The sequence below is a fragment of the Leifsonia poae genome (assembly GCF_027921845.1).
Taxonomy (GTDB): domain Bacteria; phylum Actinomycetota; class Actinomycetes; order Actinomycetales; family Microbacteriaceae; genus Leifsonia; species Leifsonia poae.
Genome location: NZ_BSEN01000015.1, coordinates 781042 through 800108, shown reverse-complemented (window position 1 = coordinate 800108; position 19067 = coordinate 781042). Strand labels below are relative to the sequence as shown.

The 19067-nt window shown below is 67.8% G+C and carries 19 protein-coding genes; 10 read left to right on the top strand and 9 right to left on the bottom strand.

Features of this window, described 5'->3' with window-relative positions; genetic code table 11:
* Nucleotides 1–7 precede the first annotated feature (7 nt).
* Genes PKE84_RS18605 through tkt form a run of 3 tightly spaced genes read right to left on the bottom strand, consistent with a single transcriptional unit; the run spans nucleotide 8 to nucleotide 4850 of the window.
* A complete protein-coding gene (locus PKE84_RS18605; protein ID WP_271178731.1) occupies nucleotides 8–1618 on the bottom strand; it encodes a phosphoglucose isomerase-related protein in 1611 nt (536 codons plus the stop codon).
* Nucleotides 1615–2727 (bottom strand): transaldolase, encoded by a 1113-nt coding sequence (tal, locus tag PKE84_RS18600; RefSeq protein ID WP_271178730.1) that lies wholly within the window; start codon nucleotides 2725–2727, stop codon nucleotides 1615–1617. Before tal ends, PKE84_RS18605 begins: the two co-directional genes overlap by 4 nt.
* Before the next feature lie 29 nt (nucleotides 2728–2756).
* A complete protein-coding gene (gene tkt, locus PKE84_RS18595) occupies nucleotides 2757–4850 on the bottom strand; it encodes a transketolase (protein WP_271178729.1) in 2094 nt (697 codons plus the stop codon).
* 282 nt (nucleotides 4851–5132) lie between these two features.
* Here tkt and PKE84_RS18590 point away from each other — a divergent pair, with 282 nt between their 5' ends.
* Nucleotides 5133–6053 (top strand): heme o synthase, encoded by a 921-nt coding sequence (locus PKE84_RS18590; RefSeq protein ID WP_271178728.1) that lies wholly within the window; start codon nucleotides 5133–5135, stop codon nucleotides 6051–6053.
* Between the two features lie 2 nt (nucleotides 6054–6055).
* Nucleotides 6056–6679 carry a GNAT family N-acetyltransferase gene (locus PKE84_RS18585; protein WP_271178727.1) on the top strand — a complete coding sequence of 208 codons (624 nt, stop codon included), beginning with the start codon at nucleotides 6056–6058 and terminating at the stop codon, nucleotides 6677–6679.
* Here the strand turns inward: PKE84_RS18585 and PKE84_RS18580 are convergent.
* Complete coding sequence (locus tag PKE84_RS18580; protein WP_271178726.1) at nucleotides 6650–7597, bottom strand: COX15/CtaA family protein; 948 nt, start codon at nucleotides 7595–7597, stop codon at nucleotides 6650–6652. The two genes, PKE84_RS18585 and PKE84_RS18580, sit on opposite strands and share 30 nt — an antisense overlap.
* Before the next feature lie 295 nt (nucleotides 7598–7892).
* On the opposite strand from PKE84_RS18580, the gene sufB reads away from it, so the two are divergent.
* The 6 genes from sufB (at nucleotide 7893) to PKE84_RS18550 (ending at nucleotide 13710) form a co-directional block, all read left to right on the top strand.
* Nucleotides 7893–9311, top strand: coding sequence for a Fe-S cluster assembly protein SufB (gene sufB / locus PKE84_RS18575; protein ID WP_271178725.1), 1419 nt, complete (start codon nucleotides 7893–7895; stop codon nucleotides 9309–9311).
* Nucleotides 9312–9314: 3 nt separating this feature from the next.
* On the top strand, nucleotides 9315–10508 hold the full coding sequence (gene sufD, locus PKE84_RS18570) for a Fe-S cluster assembly protein SufD (RefSeq protein WP_271178724.1): 1194 nt from the start codon (nucleotides 9315–9317) through the stop codon (nucleotides 10506–10508).
* Complete coding sequence (locus PKE84_RS18565; RefSeq protein WP_373877163.1) at nucleotides 10508–10831, top strand: non-heme iron oxygenase ferredoxin subunit; 324 nt, start codon at nucleotides 10508–10510, stop codon at nucleotides 10829–10831. The genes sufD and PKE84_RS18565 overlap by 1 nt, the downstream gene beginning before the upstream one ends.
* Before the next feature lie 4 nt (nucleotides 10832–10835).
* Nucleotides 10836–11645, top strand: coding sequence for a Fe-S cluster assembly ATPase SufC (gene sufC, locus PKE84_RS18560; RefSeq protein ID WP_271178723.1), 810 nt, complete (start codon nucleotides 10836–10838; stop codon nucleotides 11643–11645).
* A 9-nt stretch (nucleotides 11646–11654) separates the two neighbouring features.
* Entirely contained in the window at nucleotides 11655–11984 is a 330-nt protein-coding gene (locus tag PKE84_RS18555) for a metal-sulfur cluster assembly factor (protein WP_055893974.1), read from the top strand.
* A 127-nt stretch (nucleotides 11985–12111) separates the two neighbouring features.
* Complete coding sequence (locus PKE84_RS18550) at nucleotides 12112–13710, top strand: ABC-F family ATP-binding cassette domain-containing protein (protein ID WP_271178945.1); 1599 nt, start codon at nucleotides 12112–12114, stop codon at nucleotides 13708–13710.
* 57 nt (nucleotides 13711–13767) lie between these two features.
* Here PKE84_RS18550 and PKE84_RS18545 read toward each other — a convergent pair whose 3' ends face one another.
* From PKE84_RS18545 to PKE84_RS18535, 3 genes are read right to left on the bottom strand one after another with little or no spacing between them, the layout of a single operon-like run.
* Nucleotides 13768–14619 carry an SURF1 family cytochrome oxidase biogenesis protein gene (locus PKE84_RS18545; protein WP_271178722.1) on the bottom strand — a complete coding sequence of 284 codons (852 nt, stop codon included), beginning with the start codon at nucleotides 14617–14619 and terminating at the stop codon, nucleotides 13768–13770.
* Nucleotides 14616–14840, bottom strand: coding sequence for a hypothetical protein (locus PKE84_RS18540; protein ID WP_271178721.1), 225 nt, complete (start codon nucleotides 14838–14840; stop codon nucleotides 14616–14618). The genes PKE84_RS18545 and PKE84_RS18540 overlap by 4 nt, the downstream gene beginning before the upstream one ends.
* The gene (locus PKE84_RS18535) at nucleotides 14837–15151 is read right to left on the bottom strand and encodes a DUF3099 domain-containing protein (RefSeq protein ID WP_271178720.1); all 315 of its coding nucleotides are present in this window, start codon (nucleotides 15149–15151) and stop codon (nucleotides 14837–14839) included. Before PKE84_RS18535 ends, PKE84_RS18540 begins: the two co-directional genes overlap by 4 nt.
* 61 nt (nucleotides 15152–15212) lie before the next feature.
* On the opposite strand from PKE84_RS18535, the gene fabG reads away from it, so the two are divergent.
* Entirely contained in the window at nucleotides 15213–15923 is a 711-nt protein-coding gene (fabG, locus tag PKE84_RS18530; protein WP_271178719.1) for a 3-oxoacyl-ACP reductase FabG, read from the top strand.
* 4 nt (nucleotides 15924–15927) lie between these two features.
* On the opposite strand, the gene serB is transcribed toward fabG, so the two are convergent.
* The gene (serB, locus tag PKE84_RS18525) at nucleotides 15928–16596 is read right to left on the bottom strand and encodes a phosphoserine phosphatase SerB (protein WP_271178718.1); all 669 of its coding nucleotides are present in this window, start codon (nucleotides 16594–16596) and stop codon (nucleotides 15928–15930) included.
* Nucleotides 16593–17834 (bottom strand): glucose-1-phosphate adenylyltransferase, encoded by a 1242-nt coding sequence (locus PKE84_RS18520; RefSeq protein WP_271178717.1) that lies wholly within the window; start codon nucleotides 17832–17834, stop codon nucleotides 16593–16595. Before PKE84_RS18520 ends, serB begins: the two co-directional genes overlap by 4 nt.
* Nucleotides 17835–17880: 46 nt before the next feature.
* Here PKE84_RS18520 and glgA point away from each other — a divergent pair, with 46 nt between their 5' ends.
* A complete protein-coding gene (glgA, locus tag PKE84_RS18515) occupies nucleotides 17881–19065 on the top strand; it encodes a glycogen synthase (protein ID WP_271178716.1) in 1185 nt (394 codons plus the stop codon).
* The last annotated feature ends 2 nt before the right edge of the window (nucleotides 19066–19067 follow it).

Here is a 19067-nt window from a genome sequence, read left to right as displayed (position 1 = left end):
TGCGTAGCTAGTTGAGGGCCTCGAACAGCGGCACCAGGTTCGCTTCTGGGTCGGTGAGGTTGAGAGTCAGGACCGGGCGTCCGTGCTCGCCGAGCACGCTCGCGTCGCCGGCGGCCTGCGCCTGGATGAGCTGACCGAACGTGAACGGACGGCCGGGGATCTCGAGATCCTCGGTGGCCTGAGCGGTGATCTGCAGGAACACTCCGACCGCGGGACCGCCCTTGTGGAACTGACCCGTGGAGTGCAGGAAGCGGGGACCCCATCCGAAGGTGACCGGACGCTTCGCCTTGGCAGCGAGGAGGTCGCGGAGACCGGCGAGCTGGGGGAGTGCCACGCGGTCGACGTATGCCTGGATCGACACATAGCCGTCCGGACCGAGCTGCGCGAGCAGCGCGTCGACGGCGGCATCGAGCGCGGATGCGTCGCCGAGGAAGTCGCCGACCGTGCGGACCTCGACACCGTCGGCGACGAAGGCCGGGGTGGCGGGTTCGGGACGGTTGTCGAGCAGCGAGCGTGCGGCGACCTTGGCGGCCTCGACGTCGGGCTGGTCGAACGGGTTGATGCCGAGCAGGCGTCCGGCGACGGCCGTCGCGAACTCCCACACCAGGATCTGGGCGCCGAGGCTGCCCGAGACGAGGATCTCGCCCTCGTGACGGTTGCTCGGGAACAGGTGGTGGGCTTCGGCGTTGTCGACCAGGCGGACGATCTGGAGATCGCTCAGGTTCTCGCTGAGCTCAGGCGCCAGCGGGTCGAGCACGACCGGGAGGAGGCCGGTTCCCTGCTTGCCGGTGGACTCGGCGATCAACTGCTCCGCCCAGTCGGGGAAGCCGACGATGTGCGTGCCGTCGGCGATCAGGCCGAGCTTGTCCTTGAGCGGGTTGGTGCCGGCGATCGCGGCGGCCAGGATGAGCCCGGGGTTGGTCGGGTCGTCGATGGCGAGCTCGAGCGAGATCGTCTCCGCTTCCTCGAGAAGCTCTTCGAGGTCGACACCGGCGAGGCCGGAGGGGACGAGACCGAATGCGGTGAGCGCGGAGTACCGGCCACCGACGTTCGGGTCGGCGTTGAAGACGCGGTAACCGGCCTCGCGGGCCGACGCGTCGAGCGGCGAGCCCGGGTCGGTGACGACGACGATGCGCTCGCGCGGGTCGATGCCGGCGTCGGTGAACCACTTCTCGTAGACGCGGCGCTGGCTGTCGGTCTCCAGCGTCGAACCCGACTTGCTGGAGATCACGAGGGCCGTGGTCTCCAGGCGGTCGCGCAGGGCGGAGAGGACCTGGCCGGGCTCGGTCGAGTCGAGCACCGTGAGCTCGTATCCGGCGGTGCGCGTGATGACCTCGGGGGCGAGCGAGGAGCCGCCCATCCCGCCGAGCACGATGTGGTCGACGCCCTTGCTGCGCAGCTCGTCGCGCAGGGCGACGATCTCCGGGACCAGCGGACGCGAGATGGCGACGGCCTCGGTCCAGCCGAGACGCTTGGAGGCCTCGGCCTCCGCATCCGGGCCCCAGAGTGCCGGGTCCTGAGCGGTGATGCCCGACGCGACCAGATCGGCGACCAGCTGAGGGACGACCGTCTTGACGGCCTCCTCAGCGGCGCCGGTCACGTGGATCTTGAAGCTCATTTCGCGGCCTCCAGCGCCTTGGTGACGGTGTCGAGCAACTCGTTCCAGGAGACGATGAACTTGTCGACGCCCTCCTTCTCGAGCAGCTCGGTGACCTCGTCGTACGAGATGCCGAGCGCGTCGATCGCGTTCAGCACGGCGTTGGCGTCGTCGTAGTTGCCGGTGACGGTGTCGCCGGTGATGACGCCGTGGTCGAAGGTCGCGTCCAGCGTCTTCTCGGGCATGGTGTTCACGGTGTTCGGAGCGACGAGCTCGGTCACGTAGAGCGTGTCGGGCAGGCTCGGGTCCTTGACACCGGTGGATGCCCAGAGCGGACGCTGCTCGTTGGCGCCGGCCGCGACGAGCGCCTTGGCGCGCTCGCTGGCGAAAGTCTCCTCGTACACCTGGTAGGCGAGACGTGCGTTGGCGATGCCGGCCTTGCTCTTGAGCGCGAGGGCCTCGTCGGTGCCGATCGCGGTCAGGCGCTTGTCGATCTCGGTGTCGACGCGCGACACGAAGAACGATGCGACCGACTGGATGCCCGCCAGATCGATGCCGGCGGCCTTGGCCTTCTCGAGGCCGGTGAGGTAGGCGTTGATGACCTCGCGGTAGCGCTGCAGGCTGAAGATCAGGGTCACGTTGACGCTGATGCCGGCGGCGATGGTCTCAGTGATGGCCTCGAGGCCCTCGACCGTCGCGGGGATCTTGATGAGCACGTTCGGCTTGTCGACCTTGGCGGCGAGCTTCTTGGCCTCGGTGATCGTGCCGGCTGCGTCGTGGGCGAGGCCGGGCTCGACCTCGATCGAAACGCGTCCGTCGACGCCGTTCGAGCTCTCGAACACCTCGGCGAAGATGTCGCTGGCCTCGGCGACGTCATCGGTCGTGATCTCGAAGACCGCGTCGGTGACATCGAGCCCGGCGGCGGCGAGCTGGCGGACCTGCTCGTCGTACGCCTCGCCCTTGGAGAGGGCCGTGGCGAAGATCGTCGGGTTGGTGGTCACGCCGACCACGTTCTTCTCGGCGATGAGCTTCTGGAGGCCGCCCGTCTTGATGCGCTCACGCGAGAGGTCGTCGAGCCAGATGCTGACGCCGGCGGCGGAGAGCTGTGCGGTGGGAGTGGTGTCGGTCATTTCTTCTGTTTCTCCTCGTATGCCCGCGCTCAAAGCGACGCGAGCGATTCCTTGACGGCGGCGACGGCGTGCTCGGTGGTCATGCCGAACTCGCGGAACAGCGTCTTGTAGTCCGCCGAGGCACCGAAGTGCTCGATGGAGACGCTGCGGCCGTGGTCGCCCACGTACTTGCGCCAGCTCAGAGCCAGGCCGGCCTCGATCGAGACGCGCGCCTTGACGGCGGACGGCAGTACCGACTCCTTGTACTCGTCGCTCTGCTCCTCGAACCATTCGAGGCTCGGGGCCGAGACGACGCGGGCGTTGATGCCCTCGCCCTTCAGCACCTCGCGCGCATCGACGGCGATCTGCAGTTCGGAGCCGGTCGCGATCAGCAGCACGTCGGGCGTTCCGCCCGGTGCCTCGGCGAGCACGTACGCACCCTTGACGACGTTCTTGGCAGAGGCGAAGGTGTCGCCCGTGGCGTCGCCGTCGCCGCGCTCGAACACCGGGATGTTCTGGCGGGTCAGCGCGATGCCGGCCGGTCCCTTGCGGCGCTCGAGGATGGTCTTCCAGGCGTACGCGACCTCGTTGGCGTCACCGGGACGCACGACGTCGAGCTGCGGGATGGCGCGGAGCGCCGAGAGCTGCTCGATCGGCTGGTGGGTCGGACCGTCTTCGCCGAGCGCCACCGAGTCGTGGGTCCAGACGAAGATCGACGGAGCCTTCATCAGCGCGGCCAGACGCACCGCGGGGCGCATGTAGTCGCTGAAGATCAGGAAGGTGCCGCCGAACGCGCGCGTCGGGCCGTGCAGGACGATGCCGTTCAGGATGGCCGCCATCGCGTGCTCGCGGATGCCGAAGTGCAGCACGCGGCCGTACGGGTTGCCCGTCCACTCGTGCGTCGAGTGCTCGGTCGGCACGAACGATGCCGCGCCCTCGATGGTGGTGTTGTTCGACTCGGCGAGGTCGGCCGAACCGCCCCACAGCTCCGGGATGACCGGGCCGAGCGCGTTCAGCACCTTGCCGCTGGCGGCGCGGGTCGAGACGTCCTTGCCCGCTTCGAACACGGGGAGCGCCGCTTCGACGCCCTCCGGGAGCTCGCCGGTGAGGAGACGGTCGAGGAGCAGCTTGCGCTCCGGGTTGGCGGCGGCCCATGCGTCGAATGCGACGGTCCACTCGGCGCGCTGCTCTGCGCCGCGCTCGATTGCCTTGCGGGTGTGCTCGATGACCTCGGGGTCGACCTGGAAGGTCTTCTCGGGGTCGAACCCGAGCACCTCCTTGACGGCGCGGAGCTCGTCGGCGCCGAGGGCGGAGCCGTGGATCTTGCCGGTGTTCTGCTTCTTGGGGGCCGGCCAGCCGATGATCGTCTTCAGGATGATCAGCGAGGGCTTGTCGGTGACGCCCTGGGCTGCGACGATCGCGTCGTTCAGCTCGCGAACGTCTTCGGTGTAGACGCCCGTCTTCTTCCAGTCGACGACCTGCACGTGCCAGTGGTACGCCTCGTAGCGCGCCTTGACGTCTTCGGTGAAGGCGATGTTGGTGTCGTCCTCGATCGAGATCTGGTTGCTGTCGTAGATCGCGATCAGGTTGCCGAGCTGCTGGTGGCCGGCGAGCGAGGAGGCCTCGCTGCTCACGCCCTCCTGCAGGTCGCCGTCGCCGGCGATCACGTAGACGAAGTGGTCGAACGGGCTGGTGCCCTGGTCGGCCTCGGGGTCGAACAGTCCTCGCTCGAAACGGCTCGCATATGCGAAACCGACGGCGGAGGAGATGCCCTGACCGAGAGGTCCGGTCGTGATCTCGACGCCGTCGGTGTGGCCGTACTCGGGGTGACCCGGGGTGAGGGAGCCCCACGTGCGGAGCTTCTCGAGGTCGTCGAGCTCGAGGCCGTAGCCGCCGAAGTAGAGCTGGATGTACTGGGTGAGCGAGCTGTGACCCGCCGACAGGATGAACCGGTCGCGTCCCAGCCAGTGCTGGTCGTGGGGATCGCGGCGCATCACCTTCTGGAACAGGAGGTACGCGGCGGGGGCGAGGCTCATCGCGGTGCCGGGATGACCGTTGCCCACCTTCTCGACCGCGTCCGCCGCGAGAACGCGAGCGGTGTCTACTGCCTTGTTGTCAATGGGATCCCATTGCAGAGCTGCCACGTGAAAACTGACCCTTCGTAGAGATGGTGAGGGCCGTCATGGTCCCGCACCGATTGAGGTAGTGCGCGCCGTGGACGTCATCGGCACCGGGGCCGCATCCCGTCCACGTCTTACAAAGGACGGGCGGATTGTGGCGGCTTCGGCTGGCGAGCACCTCCAAGTATAGGTAACACGCACGAAACGTGGAGTGTTCCCCCTGCCGGTTGTGCATATCCTCCGAGCGGGGTAGCCGGGGAACGATATCGTAGACTCGTTCGGGGTCACCGAGTCGTTAGAGGAGCAATGGACGTCGCTGTAGAGAGCCGTGTCGAGTCGAACCGTATCGGTTTCGGTCGCAAGCTGAAGGCGTACGTCGCTCTCACCAAGCCCAGGGTCGTCGAGCTGCTGCTCGTCACGACGGTGCCGACGATGATCCTCGCGGAGGGCGGCATCCCGAACCTCTGGCTGGTGCTGGCCACCGTCATCGGCGGGTACATGAGCGCCGGATCGGCCGGGGCCTTCAACTGCTACATCGACCGCGACATCGACCGGGTCATGAAGCGCACGCGCAACCGGCCCCTGGTCACCGGGGAGTTGACCGATCGCGAGGCCCTGGTGTTCGCCTGGGGGCTCGGCATCGCGTCGATCCTGGTGCTCGGGTTCTTCGCGAACTGGCTCGCAGCAGGGCTCTCGCTCGTCGCGATCCTGCTCTACGTCGTCTTCTACACGCTCATCCTCAAGCGGCGCACCGCGCAGAACATCGTCTGGGGCGGAGTCGCCGGCTGCATGCCCGTGCTGATCGGCTGGGCGGCCGTCACCGGCTCGCTCGACTGGGCGCCGTTCATCCTGTTCGGGGTCATCTTCCTCTGGACGCCCCCGCACTACTGGCCGCTGTCGATGAAGTACCGCAACGACTACAAGGAGGCGGGCGTCCCGATGCTCGCGGTGGTCCGCGGTCGCGCGGTCGTCGGGCTGCAGGTCATCCTGTACGCGTGGGCGATGGTGGCGTGCTCGCTGCTGCTCATCCCGGTCGGCCACATGGGCCTGCTCTACACGGCGGTCTCGCTCGTGGCCGGAGGCTGGTTCATCTACGAGTCGCACCGGCTCTACAACCTCTCGATCCGCCACGAGACGGTGTCTCCGATGCGCGTGTTCCACGGTTCGATCGCCTACCTGACGCTGATCTTCCTCGCGGTCGCCATCGATCCTCTGCTGCCGTTCTGACGATGATCGCGTTGCGCACGGAGAGGCTCTGCCTCGATGCGCCACGCGAGTCGGACATCGACGCGGTCTACCGCGCCTGCCAGGACGCGGACATCCTGCGCTGGATCCCGCTGCCGAATCCGTACACGGTCGAGAGCGCCGAGTTCTTCGTGCGCAGCTATGTCCCGCACGGCGAGGCGAGTGGCGCATTCACGGTGTGGGCGCTCCGGATCGACGATGCGCCGCTGCTGGGGGTCGTCGAAGTGCGGCGCGATCGCACGGCCGGATCGGCGTCGGTCGGCTGCTGGCTCGCAGCGGATGCACGGGGCAACGGCTACATGCGGGAGGGGCTGGCCAGAGTGGTCGCGTTCGCGCTCGACGCGAACGGGATGGCGTTCACCCGGCTGCGCTGGGAGCACCTCGACGGCAATTCGGCGAGCAGGCGGCTGGCGGAGAGCGTCGGCTTCGTGTTCGACGAGGAGCCGGGATCGACCCGCGCGTTCGGCGACGCGCGGCCGGCGCGGATCGGATATCTGCGTGCGCCGGCCAATGACGTGCGCGCAGCCGAAGCCCGCGTGCGCGCGGCCGACTCCGCGCGTGCTACGCGTCGTACCCGCTCAGCGGGCGACGGCGCTGGGCGCGGCTGACGCCACCGCGGGGTCTGCGGCATCGGCGACCGGCGCCTTGAGCGACAGCACGACCGCCGTCATCGCCGCTGCGAGGAGCGCGGCCAGCGTCATGTGGATGCCGACCAGGATGGGGGGCAGTCCCGTGTTCGCCTGGATCAGCCCGACCGCGATCTGAAGCACCTCGACGGCGAGCAGATACATCGTGTAGCGGTGCACCGGCGTCGTACGGATGCGCAGCGACGCGACCACGAGGACGAGCGTCAGCGCGAACGTGACGTAGGCCGGGATCGCGTGGACGTGCTGCAGGATCTCGGGGTCGAGGCCGTTGCGGGGCGCCTTGGCGTCGCCGGCGTGCGGTCCGGACCCGGTCGTCAGGATGCCCACCAGGATGGTCACCGCGACGACGAAACTCGTGATGTGCGTGAGGATGGCGAACCACCGGGGCACGGCGCGTGCGCGGGGGCCGGGGACGGCGTAGACCCGGAGCAGGAACGCGGTGCACAGTGCGACGAGCACCATCGAGACGACGAAATGCAGGCCGACGACGTAGGGGTTCAGGTCGGAGAGCACGCTCAGTCCGCCGATGACCGCCTGCATCGGGATGCCGAGGCCGGCGAGGAGGGTGAGCCAGAAGAGCTCGGGGCGCGTCTTGCGCAGCCGGAGGACCGCGAGGAAGGCGACGATCGCGACGAGGCCGAGCACGACGCCGAGCAGCCGGTTGCCGAACTCGATGACGCCGTGGACGCCCATCTCCGGCGTGTTCACCAGCGAGCTGCCGGTGCACGACGGCCAGGTGGGGCAGCCGAGCCCGCTGCTGGTGAGACGGACGAGGCCGCCCGTGCCGACCAGGATGATCTGAGCGACGAGGTAGACCCAGGCGATCACGCGCAGCCGCACGTCGACACGGTCGGGCAGCCACTGGATGATGCGCTTCATTCTCGGGATGTTTCCTTGCTTCTGGATCGGATACTCGGCCAACGTGCAGGCGCGCCTCTACTATTACCGCTTTGCACCTGTAGAATTGGTGGGTTCGAGAAACGCGCAGTCCTGCGCGTGCCCGCCCTGCTATTGCGCAGTGCGGCCGGGGCACCGTCGCCCGTGTTCTTGAACAGTTTAGGTACGCACACCAGCCACCCGCACAATCACCAACCGCTTCGATCGACGCTGTCGGCCGCAGTAGGGAATGAGCCGGATTGATAGCCGGTTACGAGTGGAAGGAAACGAGGTAGATATGTCAGACATCCTGATCGACCGCCCCGAACTCGAAAGCCTTGGGCAATACGAGTTCGGCTGGGCGGATTCCGACGCAGCGGGTGCCTCAGCACGCCGCGGCATCTCACCGCAGGTGGTGACCGACATCTCCGCCCTCAAGAACGAACCCGACTGGATGCTGCAGCGCCGCCTCAAGGCCCTGCAGCTCTTCGAGCGCAAGCCGATGCCCACCTGGGGTGCCGACCTGTCGGACATCGACTTCGACAACATCAAGTACTTCGTGCGTTCGACGGAGAAGCAGGCCCAGACCTGGGAAGACCTGCCCGAGGACATCCGCAACACCTACGAGAAGCTGGGCATCCCCGAGGCGGAGCGCCAGCGCCTCGTCGCCGGCGTCGCCGCTCAGTACGAGTCCGAGGTCGTCTACCACCAGATCCGTGAGGACCTGGAGCAGCAGGGCGTCATCTTCCTCGACACCGACACCGCTCTCAAGCAGTACCCCGAGATCTTCGAGGAGTACTTCGGCACGGTCATCCCGGCCGGCGACAACAAGTTCGCCGCGCTGAACACCGCTGTGTGGTCGGGCGGCTCGTTCGTGTATGTCCCGAAGGGCGTCAAGGTCGAGATCCCGCTGCAGGCCTACTTCCGCATCAACACCGAGAACATGGGCCAGTTCGAGCGCACGCTGATCATCGCCGACGAGGGCAGCTACGTGCACTACATCGAGGGCTGCACGGCGCCGATCTACAAGTCGGACTCGCTGCACTCGGCCGTCGTCGAGATCATCGTGAAGAAGAACGCCCGCGTGCGCTACACGACGATCCAGAACTGGTCGAACAACGTCTACAACCTCGTCACCAAGCGGGCCACCGCCGGCGAGGGCGCCACCATGGAGTGGATCGACGGCAACATCGGCTCCAAGGTCACGATGAAGTACCCGTCGATCTACCTGATGGGCGAGCACGCCAAGGGCGAGACGCTCTCCGTCGCCTTCGCGGGTCCGGGTCAGCACCAGGACGCCGGCGCCAAGATGATCCACATGGCTCCGTACACCCAGTCGTCGATCGTCTCCAAGTCGATCGCGCGCGGCGGCGGACGTGCCGGATACCGCGGCGAGGTGAGGGTGGACGCCAACGCGCATCACGCGGCCAACACCGTGCGCTGCGACGCGCTGCTGGTCGACTCGATCTCGCGCTCCGACACCTACCCGGCCATCGACATCCGGGTCGACGACGTGCAGCTCGGCCACGAGGCCACCGTCTCGCGGGTCAGCGAGGAGCAGCTCTTCTACCTGATGTCCCGCGGCCTCCCCGAGGACGAAGCCATGGCCATGATCGTGCGCGGCTTCATCGAGCCGATCGCACGCGAGCTCCCCATGGAATACGCACTCGAACTCAACAAGCTCATCGAGATGGGCATGGAAGGCTCTGTCGGCTAAATGATGACCTCCGCCACTACACCGACGAAGACCACCGACGCCGCACACGAGGCCGCACCCAAGCACATGCGCAGTGCTGTGCCCGTTCAGACGCGCAACGACCGCTTCCACTCGACCGACGTCGCCGACTTCCCGGCCGTCACGGGCCGCGAGGCCGGCTGGAAGTACACGCCGGTCGCCCGGCTCGCCGAACTCATCTCGGGCGTGCTCGACGGCGCGCCGTACGTGTACGACGTCACGACCGCACCCGGTGTCACCACCGGCTGGGTCGGCCGCGACGACGCGCGCATCGGAGCTGCCGGCAAGCCGGAGGACCGCGCGTCCGCCAATGCCTGGAGCGCGTTCGAGCAGGCGCTCGTCGTCTCGATCAGCGGCGAGGACGCCAAGGAGGTCACGCTCACGCGGTCCTCGCTCGGCGACGCTCCCCGGGCCGCCCACACGATCATCGAGACCGCGCCGTTCAGCCGCGCCACGCTCATCCTGCAGAACACCGGTCAGGCGCACCTCGCCGAGAACGTCGAGCTGGTGCTCGGCGAAAGCTCGCAGCTCACGCTGGTCACGGTGCAGGAGTGGGACGACGACGCTCTGCACGTCGCGACGCATTTCGCCACGATCGGCCGCGACGCGAAGCTGAAGCACATCGCCGTCACGCTCGGGGGCGGTGTCGTGCGCCTCAACCCGGCGGCCCACCTCGCCGGCGCCGGCTCCGACGCCGAGCTCTTCGGCGCCTACTTCGCCGACGCCGGACAGCACCTCGAACAGCAGGTGTACGTCTTCCACGACGCCGCCAACACCCGCAGCCGCGTCACCTACAAGGGTGCGCTGCAGGGGGAGAACGCCCGCACGGTGTGGATCGGCGACGTGCTGATCGGCCCGAAGGCGGTCGGCACCGACACCTACGAGCAGAACCGCAACCTGGTGCTCACCGACGGCGCCCGCGCCGACTCGGTACCCAACCTCGAGATCGAGACCGGCGACATCGTCGGCGCCGGCCACGCCAGCGCGACCGGCCGGTTCGACGACGAGCAGCTCTTCTACCTGCAGTCGCGCGGCATCACCGAAGACGAGGCGCGCCGGCTCGTCGTCCGTGGATTCCTCTCCGAGATCGTCCAGCAGATCGGCTCGCCCGCGCTGCAGGAGCGGCTTCAGGCCGCCATCGAGGCGGAGCTGGAAGCCGTCACGGTAGCGACCCGCTGATGGGGACGCGAGTGTGCTCGCTCGACGAGCTCGTGGTCGACCAGGCGACGCGCGTCGTCATCGACGGCGTGCCCATGGCGGTCGTCAAAGACTCCGCCGGTGATGTGCACGCGATCGGCGACACCTGCACTCACGGCGAGATCTCGCTCTCCGAGGGCTTCGTCGAGGGCGAGACCCTCGAGTGCTGGGCCCACGGCTCGCAGTTCTCGCTCATCAGCGGCAAACCCCTCAACCTCCCGGCGTACGAGCCGGTACCCGTCTACCAGGTCGAGCTGATCGACGGAGACGTCTTCATCGACCCGAACGCAACGAAAGAGATTTAGATTCATGTCAGTTCTCGAAATCCGCGACCTCCACGTCACCGTCGAGACCGAGCAGGGCATCAAGCCGATCCTGAACGGCGTCGACCTCACCATCCGCGAGGGCGAGATCCACGCGATCATGGGCCCGAACGGCTCCGGCAAGTCGACGCTCGCATACACGATCGCCGGTCACCCGAAGTACACCGTCACCCAGGGCACCATCACGCTCGACGGCGCCGACGTGCTGGCGATGACCGTCGACGAGCGCGCCCGCGCCGGTCTCTTCCTCGCCATGCAGTACCCGGTCGAGATCCCCGGAGTGACCAACACCAACTTCCTCCGCACGGCGAAGACCGCGATCGATGGCGAGGCGCCCTCGATCCGCTCCTGGGTCAAGGACGTGCGCGAGTCGATGGACAAGCTCCGCATGGACAAGTCGTTCGCCGAGCGCAACGTCAACGAAGGCTTCTCTGGCGGCGAGAAGAAGCGCAACGAGATCCTGCAGCTCGAGCTGCTCAAGCCGAAGTTCGCCGTTCTCGACGAGACCGACTCCGGCCTCGACGTCGACGCTCTGAAGGTCGTCTCCGAGGGCGTCAACCGCGCCAAGGCGAACACGGGCCTCGGCATCCTGCTCATCACCCACTACACGCGCATCCTGCGCTACATCCAGCCGGACTTCGTGCACGTGTTCGTCGCCGGCCGCGTGGCGGAGGAGGGCGGCCCCGAGCTCGCCGAGCGTCTGGAGGAAGAGGGCTACGACCGCTTCGTCGACGCCCCCGAGCCCGCCAAGGCCGACGCCATCGACGCGGATGCCCCCATCGGCGCGGAAGCGTAGGCTGGACGCATGCCCGCCACACTGAGCCCGGCGCTCTTCGATCAGGTCGAAGAGGCGCTGAAGAACGTGATGGACCCCGAACTCGGGATCAACGTGGTCGACCTGGGCCTGATCTACGACCTGGCGTGGGACGACGAGAACAACGCGCTCATCATCTCGATGACGCTCACCTCGGCGGGCTGCCCGCTCACCGACGTGCTGGAGGAGCAGACCGCCGAGTCGCTCGACGGCATCGTGGAGGCGTTCCGCATCAATTGGGTGTGGATGCCGCCGTGGGGCCCGGAGCGCATCACGGACGACGGGCGCGACATGATGCGCGCGCTCGGCTTCGCGATCTAGGCGCTGCGACCGCTCCGACTGATCCGACCATGACGACGTGGGCCCCGGCTGCTGCCGGGGCCTCACGCGTGTAATGCCCGCAATATACTGTTAGCTTCCCCCCGACGAATGAAAGTGGATGACGCCTGTGCTCAACGTGCAGAACCTTGAGCTCAGAGTCGGAGCCCGCCTCCTGATGGAGAACGTGAGCTTCCGCGTCGCCGCCGGCGACAAGATCGGGCTCGTCGGCCGCAACGGCGCCGGCAAGACCACCCTCACCAAGGTGCTCGCCGGCGACCTCCTGCCCAACGGCGGCAAGGTCGAGCGCAGCGACAACCTCGGCTATCTGCCGCAGGACCCGCGCTCCGGCAACCTCGACGACCTCGCCCGCACGCGCATCCTGGATGCTCGCGGCCTCGGGTCGATCGTGCTCGGGATGCAGCAGGCCACGCTCGACATGGCCAGCACCGAGTCCGCCGTCTCCGAAGCCGCCATGAAGACGTACGGGCGCCTCGAAGAGCGCTTCCACATGCTCGGCGGCTACGCAGCCGAGGCGGAGGCCGCGTCGATCGCCAGCAACCTCAATCTGCCCGACCGCATCCTCGACCAGCCGCTGAAGACGCTTTCGGGTGGTCAGCGGCGACGCATCGAACTGGCGCGCATCCTGTTCTCGGATGCCCAGACGATGATCCTCGACGAGCCGACCAACCACCTCGACGCGGACTCCGTCGTGTGGCTGCGCGAGTTCCTCAAGAGCTACAGCGGCGGCTTCATCGTGATCTCGCACGATGTCGAACTGGTCGGCGAGACCGTCAACCGCGTGTTCTACCTCGACGCGAACCGTCAGCAGATCGACATCTACAACATGGGCTGGCGCCACTATCAGCAGCAGCGAGCGGCCGACGAGGAGCGACGCAAGAAGGAGCGCGTCAACGCCGAGAAGAAGGCCGGCGCTCTGCAGCTGCAGGCCGCGAAGTTCGGTGCGAAGGCGTCGAAGGCCGCCGCTGCGCACCAGATGGTGGCGCGCGCCGAGAAGCTGCTCTCCGGCCTCGAGGACGTGCGTGCTGTCGACCGCGTCGCCAAGCTGCGGTTCCCGACTCCCGCTCCGTGCGGCCGCACGCCGCTGCAGGCCAAGGACCTGTCGAAGAGCTACGGCTCGCTCGAGATCTTCACCGCCGTCGACCTCGCGATCGACCGCGGCTCCAAGGTGGTCGTGCTCGGCCTGAACGGCGCGGGCAAGACGACCCTGCTGCGGATGCTCGCGGGCGTCGACAAGCCGGACACAGGTGCCATCGAGCCCGGCCACGGTCTGCGGATCGGCTACTACGCACAGGAGCACGAGACCATCGACGTCGATCGTTCCGTCCTCGAGAACATGGTCTCGTCGTCCCCGAACCTTACGGAGACCGAGGCGCGCCGCGTACTCGGATCGTTCCTGTTCACGGGCGACGACTCGCACAAGCCGGCCGGCGTGCTGTCCGGTGGCGAGAAGACGCGCCTCGCCCTGGCGATGATCGTGGTGTCCGGCGCCAACGTGCTGCTGCTCGACGAGCCGACCAACAACCTCGACCCGGCGAGCCGCGAAGAGATCCTGGATGCGCTCGCCCACTACGAGGGCGCTGTCGTTCTGGTCAGCCACGACGAGGGCGCCGTCGAGGCGCTCAATCCGGAGCGGGTGCTCATCATGCCGGAGGGTCAGGAAGACCACTGGAACAAGGACTACCTCGACCTGATCTCGCTGGCCTGATCTCGGCTGCCTGAGTTCGCCGGCCTGATCGGCCCGGCCTCGCCGGCCTGATCGGGCTCAGCGGGCGGCGTCGAGCAGGTCGTCCTCCACGTCGGCGTCGGTGCGCTTCAGCGCCCGTTTGCGCTCGCGTTCGGCGGCGCGCACGCGCTCCTCCGGGTCGTCCTCATTGCGTTTGCGGTACTCGGTGCGCAGCGCGTAGCCGAGACCGAAGAAGCCGATCACCGCGAAGATGATCCACTGGATCATGTACGACCAGTGCAGGCCTTCGTCTTGCGTCGGGGGATCGGTGACGGTCGGCGTCGGTGCCGTCGCCGGGCTCGGCTTCTGCGAGTCGAGCAGCCCGTACGCGCCCGTGTACACATCGGCGCCGCCGAGCTTCTGCTTGACGACCGAGAGCTGGATCGTGCCGACCTGATCGCCGGAGGCGGTGCGCCCCGGGATGCCGGGCTCGCTGGGCTTGAGGCGCGCGACGACGGAGACAGTCCCCGCCGGGGCAGGGGGCACCGAGTCCGGCTTGTCATCGGAGTTGCCGGTGGGCAGCCAGCCGCGGTCGATGATGAAGAGCGCCCCGCTGGCGGTGCGCAGCGGTGTCAGCACCTCGAATCCGGGGCCGCCGTTGAACGGCCGGTTGCGCACCAGGAGCTCCTGATCGCGCACGTACGTGCCGGTGACGCTGACCCGCTTCCACTGCTGGTCGGCGCTGAAGGCGTCGAGGCTGGTGAGTTCGTCGGTGAGCGGGACGGGGCGGGAGTCGAAGTTCGCGGAGATCAGCGCGTTGGCCGCGGCGGCCTCCTTGCTGCGGGCGAGCTGCCAGGCCGACAGGCAGCCGCAGGCGATGGCGAAGACGATGGCGAACGCCAGATACCCGAGCCAGCGCCGCGAGAAGGCGAAGCCCCAGCTGGCCTTCACGCGGTGGTCCGCTCGTCGTCGATGGCGACGACCGCCACCGGGAAGTCACGGGCGGCGAGGAACTCGCGCAGGAAGTCGACGTGCTCGTCGCAGGCGAGCCACACCTTGACGCGGTCGGCGGTGTGGATCTTCGGATTGCGCCACTCGATGCGCGACGTTGCGGTCTCCGAGCATCCCGCCCGGGAGCAGGTCAATCGCTCCGGCTCTCCGAACCCGATCACGCGTCGTGGCCTTTCGTGTCTTCGCGGCCTCCCGCCGGCGGCGGAGGCGTCATGGGAAGGATATTGCCTGGACGCTGAACGTCCTCTTTACGCGGGTCGCTCGCGACGTTCGCGACGACCACGGCGAAGTACGGAAGGAACACCGCTCCGATCGCCGGGATGATCCACCACAGACCCGGGCAGAACGGGATGGCGATGATGCAGAGCACACGAACGCCCATGGCGACCGAATACTTGATCATCCGGTGTCGTCGCTCGTCGTCGGGGGAGAGCGGAAGACTCGTTATCGACTGCTGCTGCTGATGCTTCATGTCCGTTGGGTCAAGCCTACGTCCATAAACTGGTACCCGTTCCGTTTCGAGAGGATATTGAATGACCACCCAACGCACCGTGCTCGTCACCGGAGGAAACCGCGGGATCGGCTACGCGATCGCCGAGGAGTTCCTGGCCCAGGGTCACCGGGTGGCCGTCACCGCTCGCTCCGGCGAAGGTCCTGAAGGTTCTCTCACCGTACGCGCCGATGTCACCGACATCGACGCGATCGACGCGGCGTTCACCGAGATCGAAGAGAAGCTCGGCCCGGTCGAGGTCGTGGTCGCGAACGCCGGCATCACCCGCGACACGCTGCTGATGCGGATGTCGGCCGAGGATTTCGACACGGTCGTCGACACCAACCTCGGTGGATCGTTCCGCGTCGTCAAGCGTGCCTCGAAGGGCATGCTCAAGGCGCGGTTCGGCCGTATCGTGCTGATCTCGAGCGTCGTGGGGCTCTACGGTTCGGCCGGACAGGTGAACTATGCGGCGTCGAAGGCGGGACTCGTCGGCATGGCGCGGTCGATCACGCGCGAGCTCGGCGCCCGCGGCATCACGGCGAACGTCGTCGCACCCGGCTTCATCGAGACCGACATGACGGCGGCGCTGCCGGACACCCAGCAGGCCGAGTACAAGAAGAACATCCCGGCCGGGCGCTTCGCCACGGCCTCCGAGGTCGCGAAGGTCGTGGCGTGGGTGGCCGGCGACGATGCCGGCTACATCTCCGGCGCGGTCATCCCGGTCGACGGCGGCCTCGGCATGGGCCACTAGCCGGTCAGCCGCGCAGGCCGAGCAGGGGGAGGATCTGCGAGAGGTCCTGGCGATCGATCACGACGTCGGCCTCGGCCCGCACCCTCGGTTTGGCGTTGAAGGCGACGGCGAGGCCGGCGATCTCCATCATCCGGAGGTCGTTGGCGCCGTCGCCGATCGCCACGGTGCGCGCGTGCGGGATGCCGGCGGCCTGCGCCCACTCGGTGAGCGCATCCGCCTTCGCCTGCGCGTCGACGACGTGGCCGACGGTCGCGCCGGTGAGTGCGCCGTCGACGACCTCGAGGCGATTCGCCCGCCAGTGGTCGAGGCCGAGACGCTCGGCCAGGGGATCGAGCGTCTCGTGGAAGCCGCCGGAGACGACGCCCACCAGACCCCCGGCGGCGTGCACGCCGGCGATCAGCTCGGGCACGCCGTCGGTGACCCGGATGCGCTCTCCGACGCGAGAGAAGACCTCGGCCGGCAGTCCGGCCAGGGTCTTCACCCGTTCACGCAGGCTCTGCGCGAAGTCGAGTTCGCCGCGCATGGCGCGCTCGGTGATCTCGGCGACCTCGGTGCGGGCTCCTGCCTCCTCGGCGAGGAGCTCGATCACCTCATCGTGGATCAGGGTCGAGTCGGCGTCGAGCACGACGAGGAAACGCGGGGATGTTCGGTTCGGGGGACTGCTGAGCGTCATGGAACGACGTGCACTCCCTTGCCGACGACGGTGAGACCGGAGTCGGTGACGGTGAAGCCGCGCGCGCGGTCCCGCTCGGGGTCGACGCCGATGCTGGCGCCCTCGGCGACGACGACGTCCTTGTCGAGGATGGCGCGGCCGACGAACGCGTTGGGCTCGATCACAGCCCGCTCGAACACGACGGAGTCGACCACCTTCGCGCCGGAGTCGACCTTCGCCCACGGGCCGAGCACGCTGCGCTCGAGGTGGGCGCCCGAGATCACGGAGCCGAGGGAGACGATCGAGTCGATGGTCGTGCCGAGCGCTCCGCGGCCGTCGCGCACGATCTTCGCGGGCGGCGAGTTGAGCACCTGGCTGAAGATCGGCCACTCGCGGTTGTAGAGGTTGAAGACCGGCAGCGCAGAGATCAGGTCCTGATGCGCTTCGAAGAACGAGTCGATCGTTCCCACGTCGCGCCAGTAGTAGCGGTCCCGGTCGGTGGAGCCGGGCACGTCGTTGCGATTGAAGTCGTAGACGCCCGCCTCGCCGCGTGCGACGAAGTCCGGGATGATGTCGCCGCCCATGTCGTGGTTGGAGTCGGGGCGGTCACCGTCGCGGACCACGGCATCGATCAGGGCGTCGGCGTCGAAGACGTAGTTGCCCATCGAGGCGAGCACCTCGTCGGGGGAGTCGGGCAGCCCGATCGGGTCCGACGGCTTCTCACGGAACGCGCCGATGCGATCCGGATGCGCCGGGTCGACCTCGATGACACCGAACTGGTCGGCGAGGGAGATCGGCTGCCGGATGGCCGCGACCGTCGCCGGCGCGCCCGACGCGATGTGCGCGTCGATCATCTGGCCGAAGTCCATGCGGTACACGTGGTCGGCGCCGACCACGGCGACGATGTCGGGCTTCTCGTCGCGCAGCAGGTTGAGGCTCTGCAGGATCGCGTCGGCCGAGCCGCTGAACCAGCGCTTGCCGAGGCGCTGCTGCGCCGGAACCGACGCGATGTACGAGTTGAGCATCCCGTCGAGGCGCCAGGTCTGCGAGACGTGACGGTCGAGGCTGTGCGACTTGTACTGGGTGAGCACGACGACCTGTCGCAACTGCGAGTTGATCAGGTTCGAGAGGGCGAAATCGATGAGTCGGTACTGCCCACCGAAGGGGACGGCCGGCTTCGCTCTGTCGGCGGTGAGGGGCATCAAGCGCTTCCCTTCGCCACCCGCGAGAACAATGCCGAAGATCTTCTTGCCTGCCATGCCACCACAGTAGAGGCAACCGAGGTGGTGTACTAGCGTTCACCTCATGCGCGTCGATCTTTTGACCAGGGAGTATCCGCCCAACATCTACGGCGGGGCCGGAGTTCACGTGGCCGAACTGGTCCGTGCACTGCGCACGGACACCGACGTGATCGTCCGGGCCTTCGGAGACCCCGTTGACGAGCCCGACACATTCGGGTACGGCGTTCCCGAGGAGCTCGCCGGAGCCAACGGATCGATCAGCACACTCGGCGTGGACCTCCAGATGGCACAGGATGCTGGGGGCGCCGATCTGGTGCACTCGCACACCTGGTACGCGAACGCCGCAGGCCATCTCGCGAAGCTGCTGCACGGCATCCCGCATGTGGTGACGGCGCACAGCCTCGAGCCGTTGCGCCCGTGGAAGGCCGAGCAGCTCGGCGGCGGCTACCGTGTGTCGAGCTGGATCGAGAAGACGGCGTTCGAGGGCGCCGATCGCGTCATCGCGGTGAGCGAGGGGATGCGCCGCGACATCCTGCACGCGTATCCGTCCCTCGATCCCGAGAAGGTCACGGTCGTGTACAACGGCATCGATCTCGACCGCTGGAAGCCGCTCAAGGACGACGAGAGGGCACGCGCGCTGGGGATCGATCCCGAGCGCCCGGCCGTGGTCTTCGTGGGCAGGATTACCCGCCAGAAGGGTCTGCCCTATCTGCTCCGGGCGGCGCGGCTGCTGCCCAAGGAGGTGCAGGTCATCCTGTGCGCCGGGGCGCCGGACACCCCCGAGATCATGGCGGAGGTCACGCGCGGCGTGGAGGCGCTGCAGGCCGAGCGCGACGGCGTCGTGTGGATCGACCGGCTGCTGTCGCAGGAGGAGCTGCGGGTGGCGCTGACGGCCTCGACGGTGTTCGTCTGCCCCTCCGTCTACGAGCCGCTCGGCATCGTGAACCTGGAGGCGATGGCGTGTGGTCTCCCGGTCGTCGGAACAGCGACGGGCGGCATCCCCGAGGTGATCGTCGACGGCGTCACGGGCCGGCTGGTGCCGATCCAACAGGCGGACGACGGCACCGGCACGCCGACGAACCCGGATGCGTTCGTAGCCGAACTCGCGGCCGCCCTGATCGACGTGGTCAGTGATCCGGAGCGTGCCGCGCTGATGGGCGCCGCAGGGCGCCTCCGGGCCGAGACGGCGTTCAGCTGGACGTCCATCGGGGAGCAGACACGAGCGATCTACCGGTCACTCGTCGGCTGACG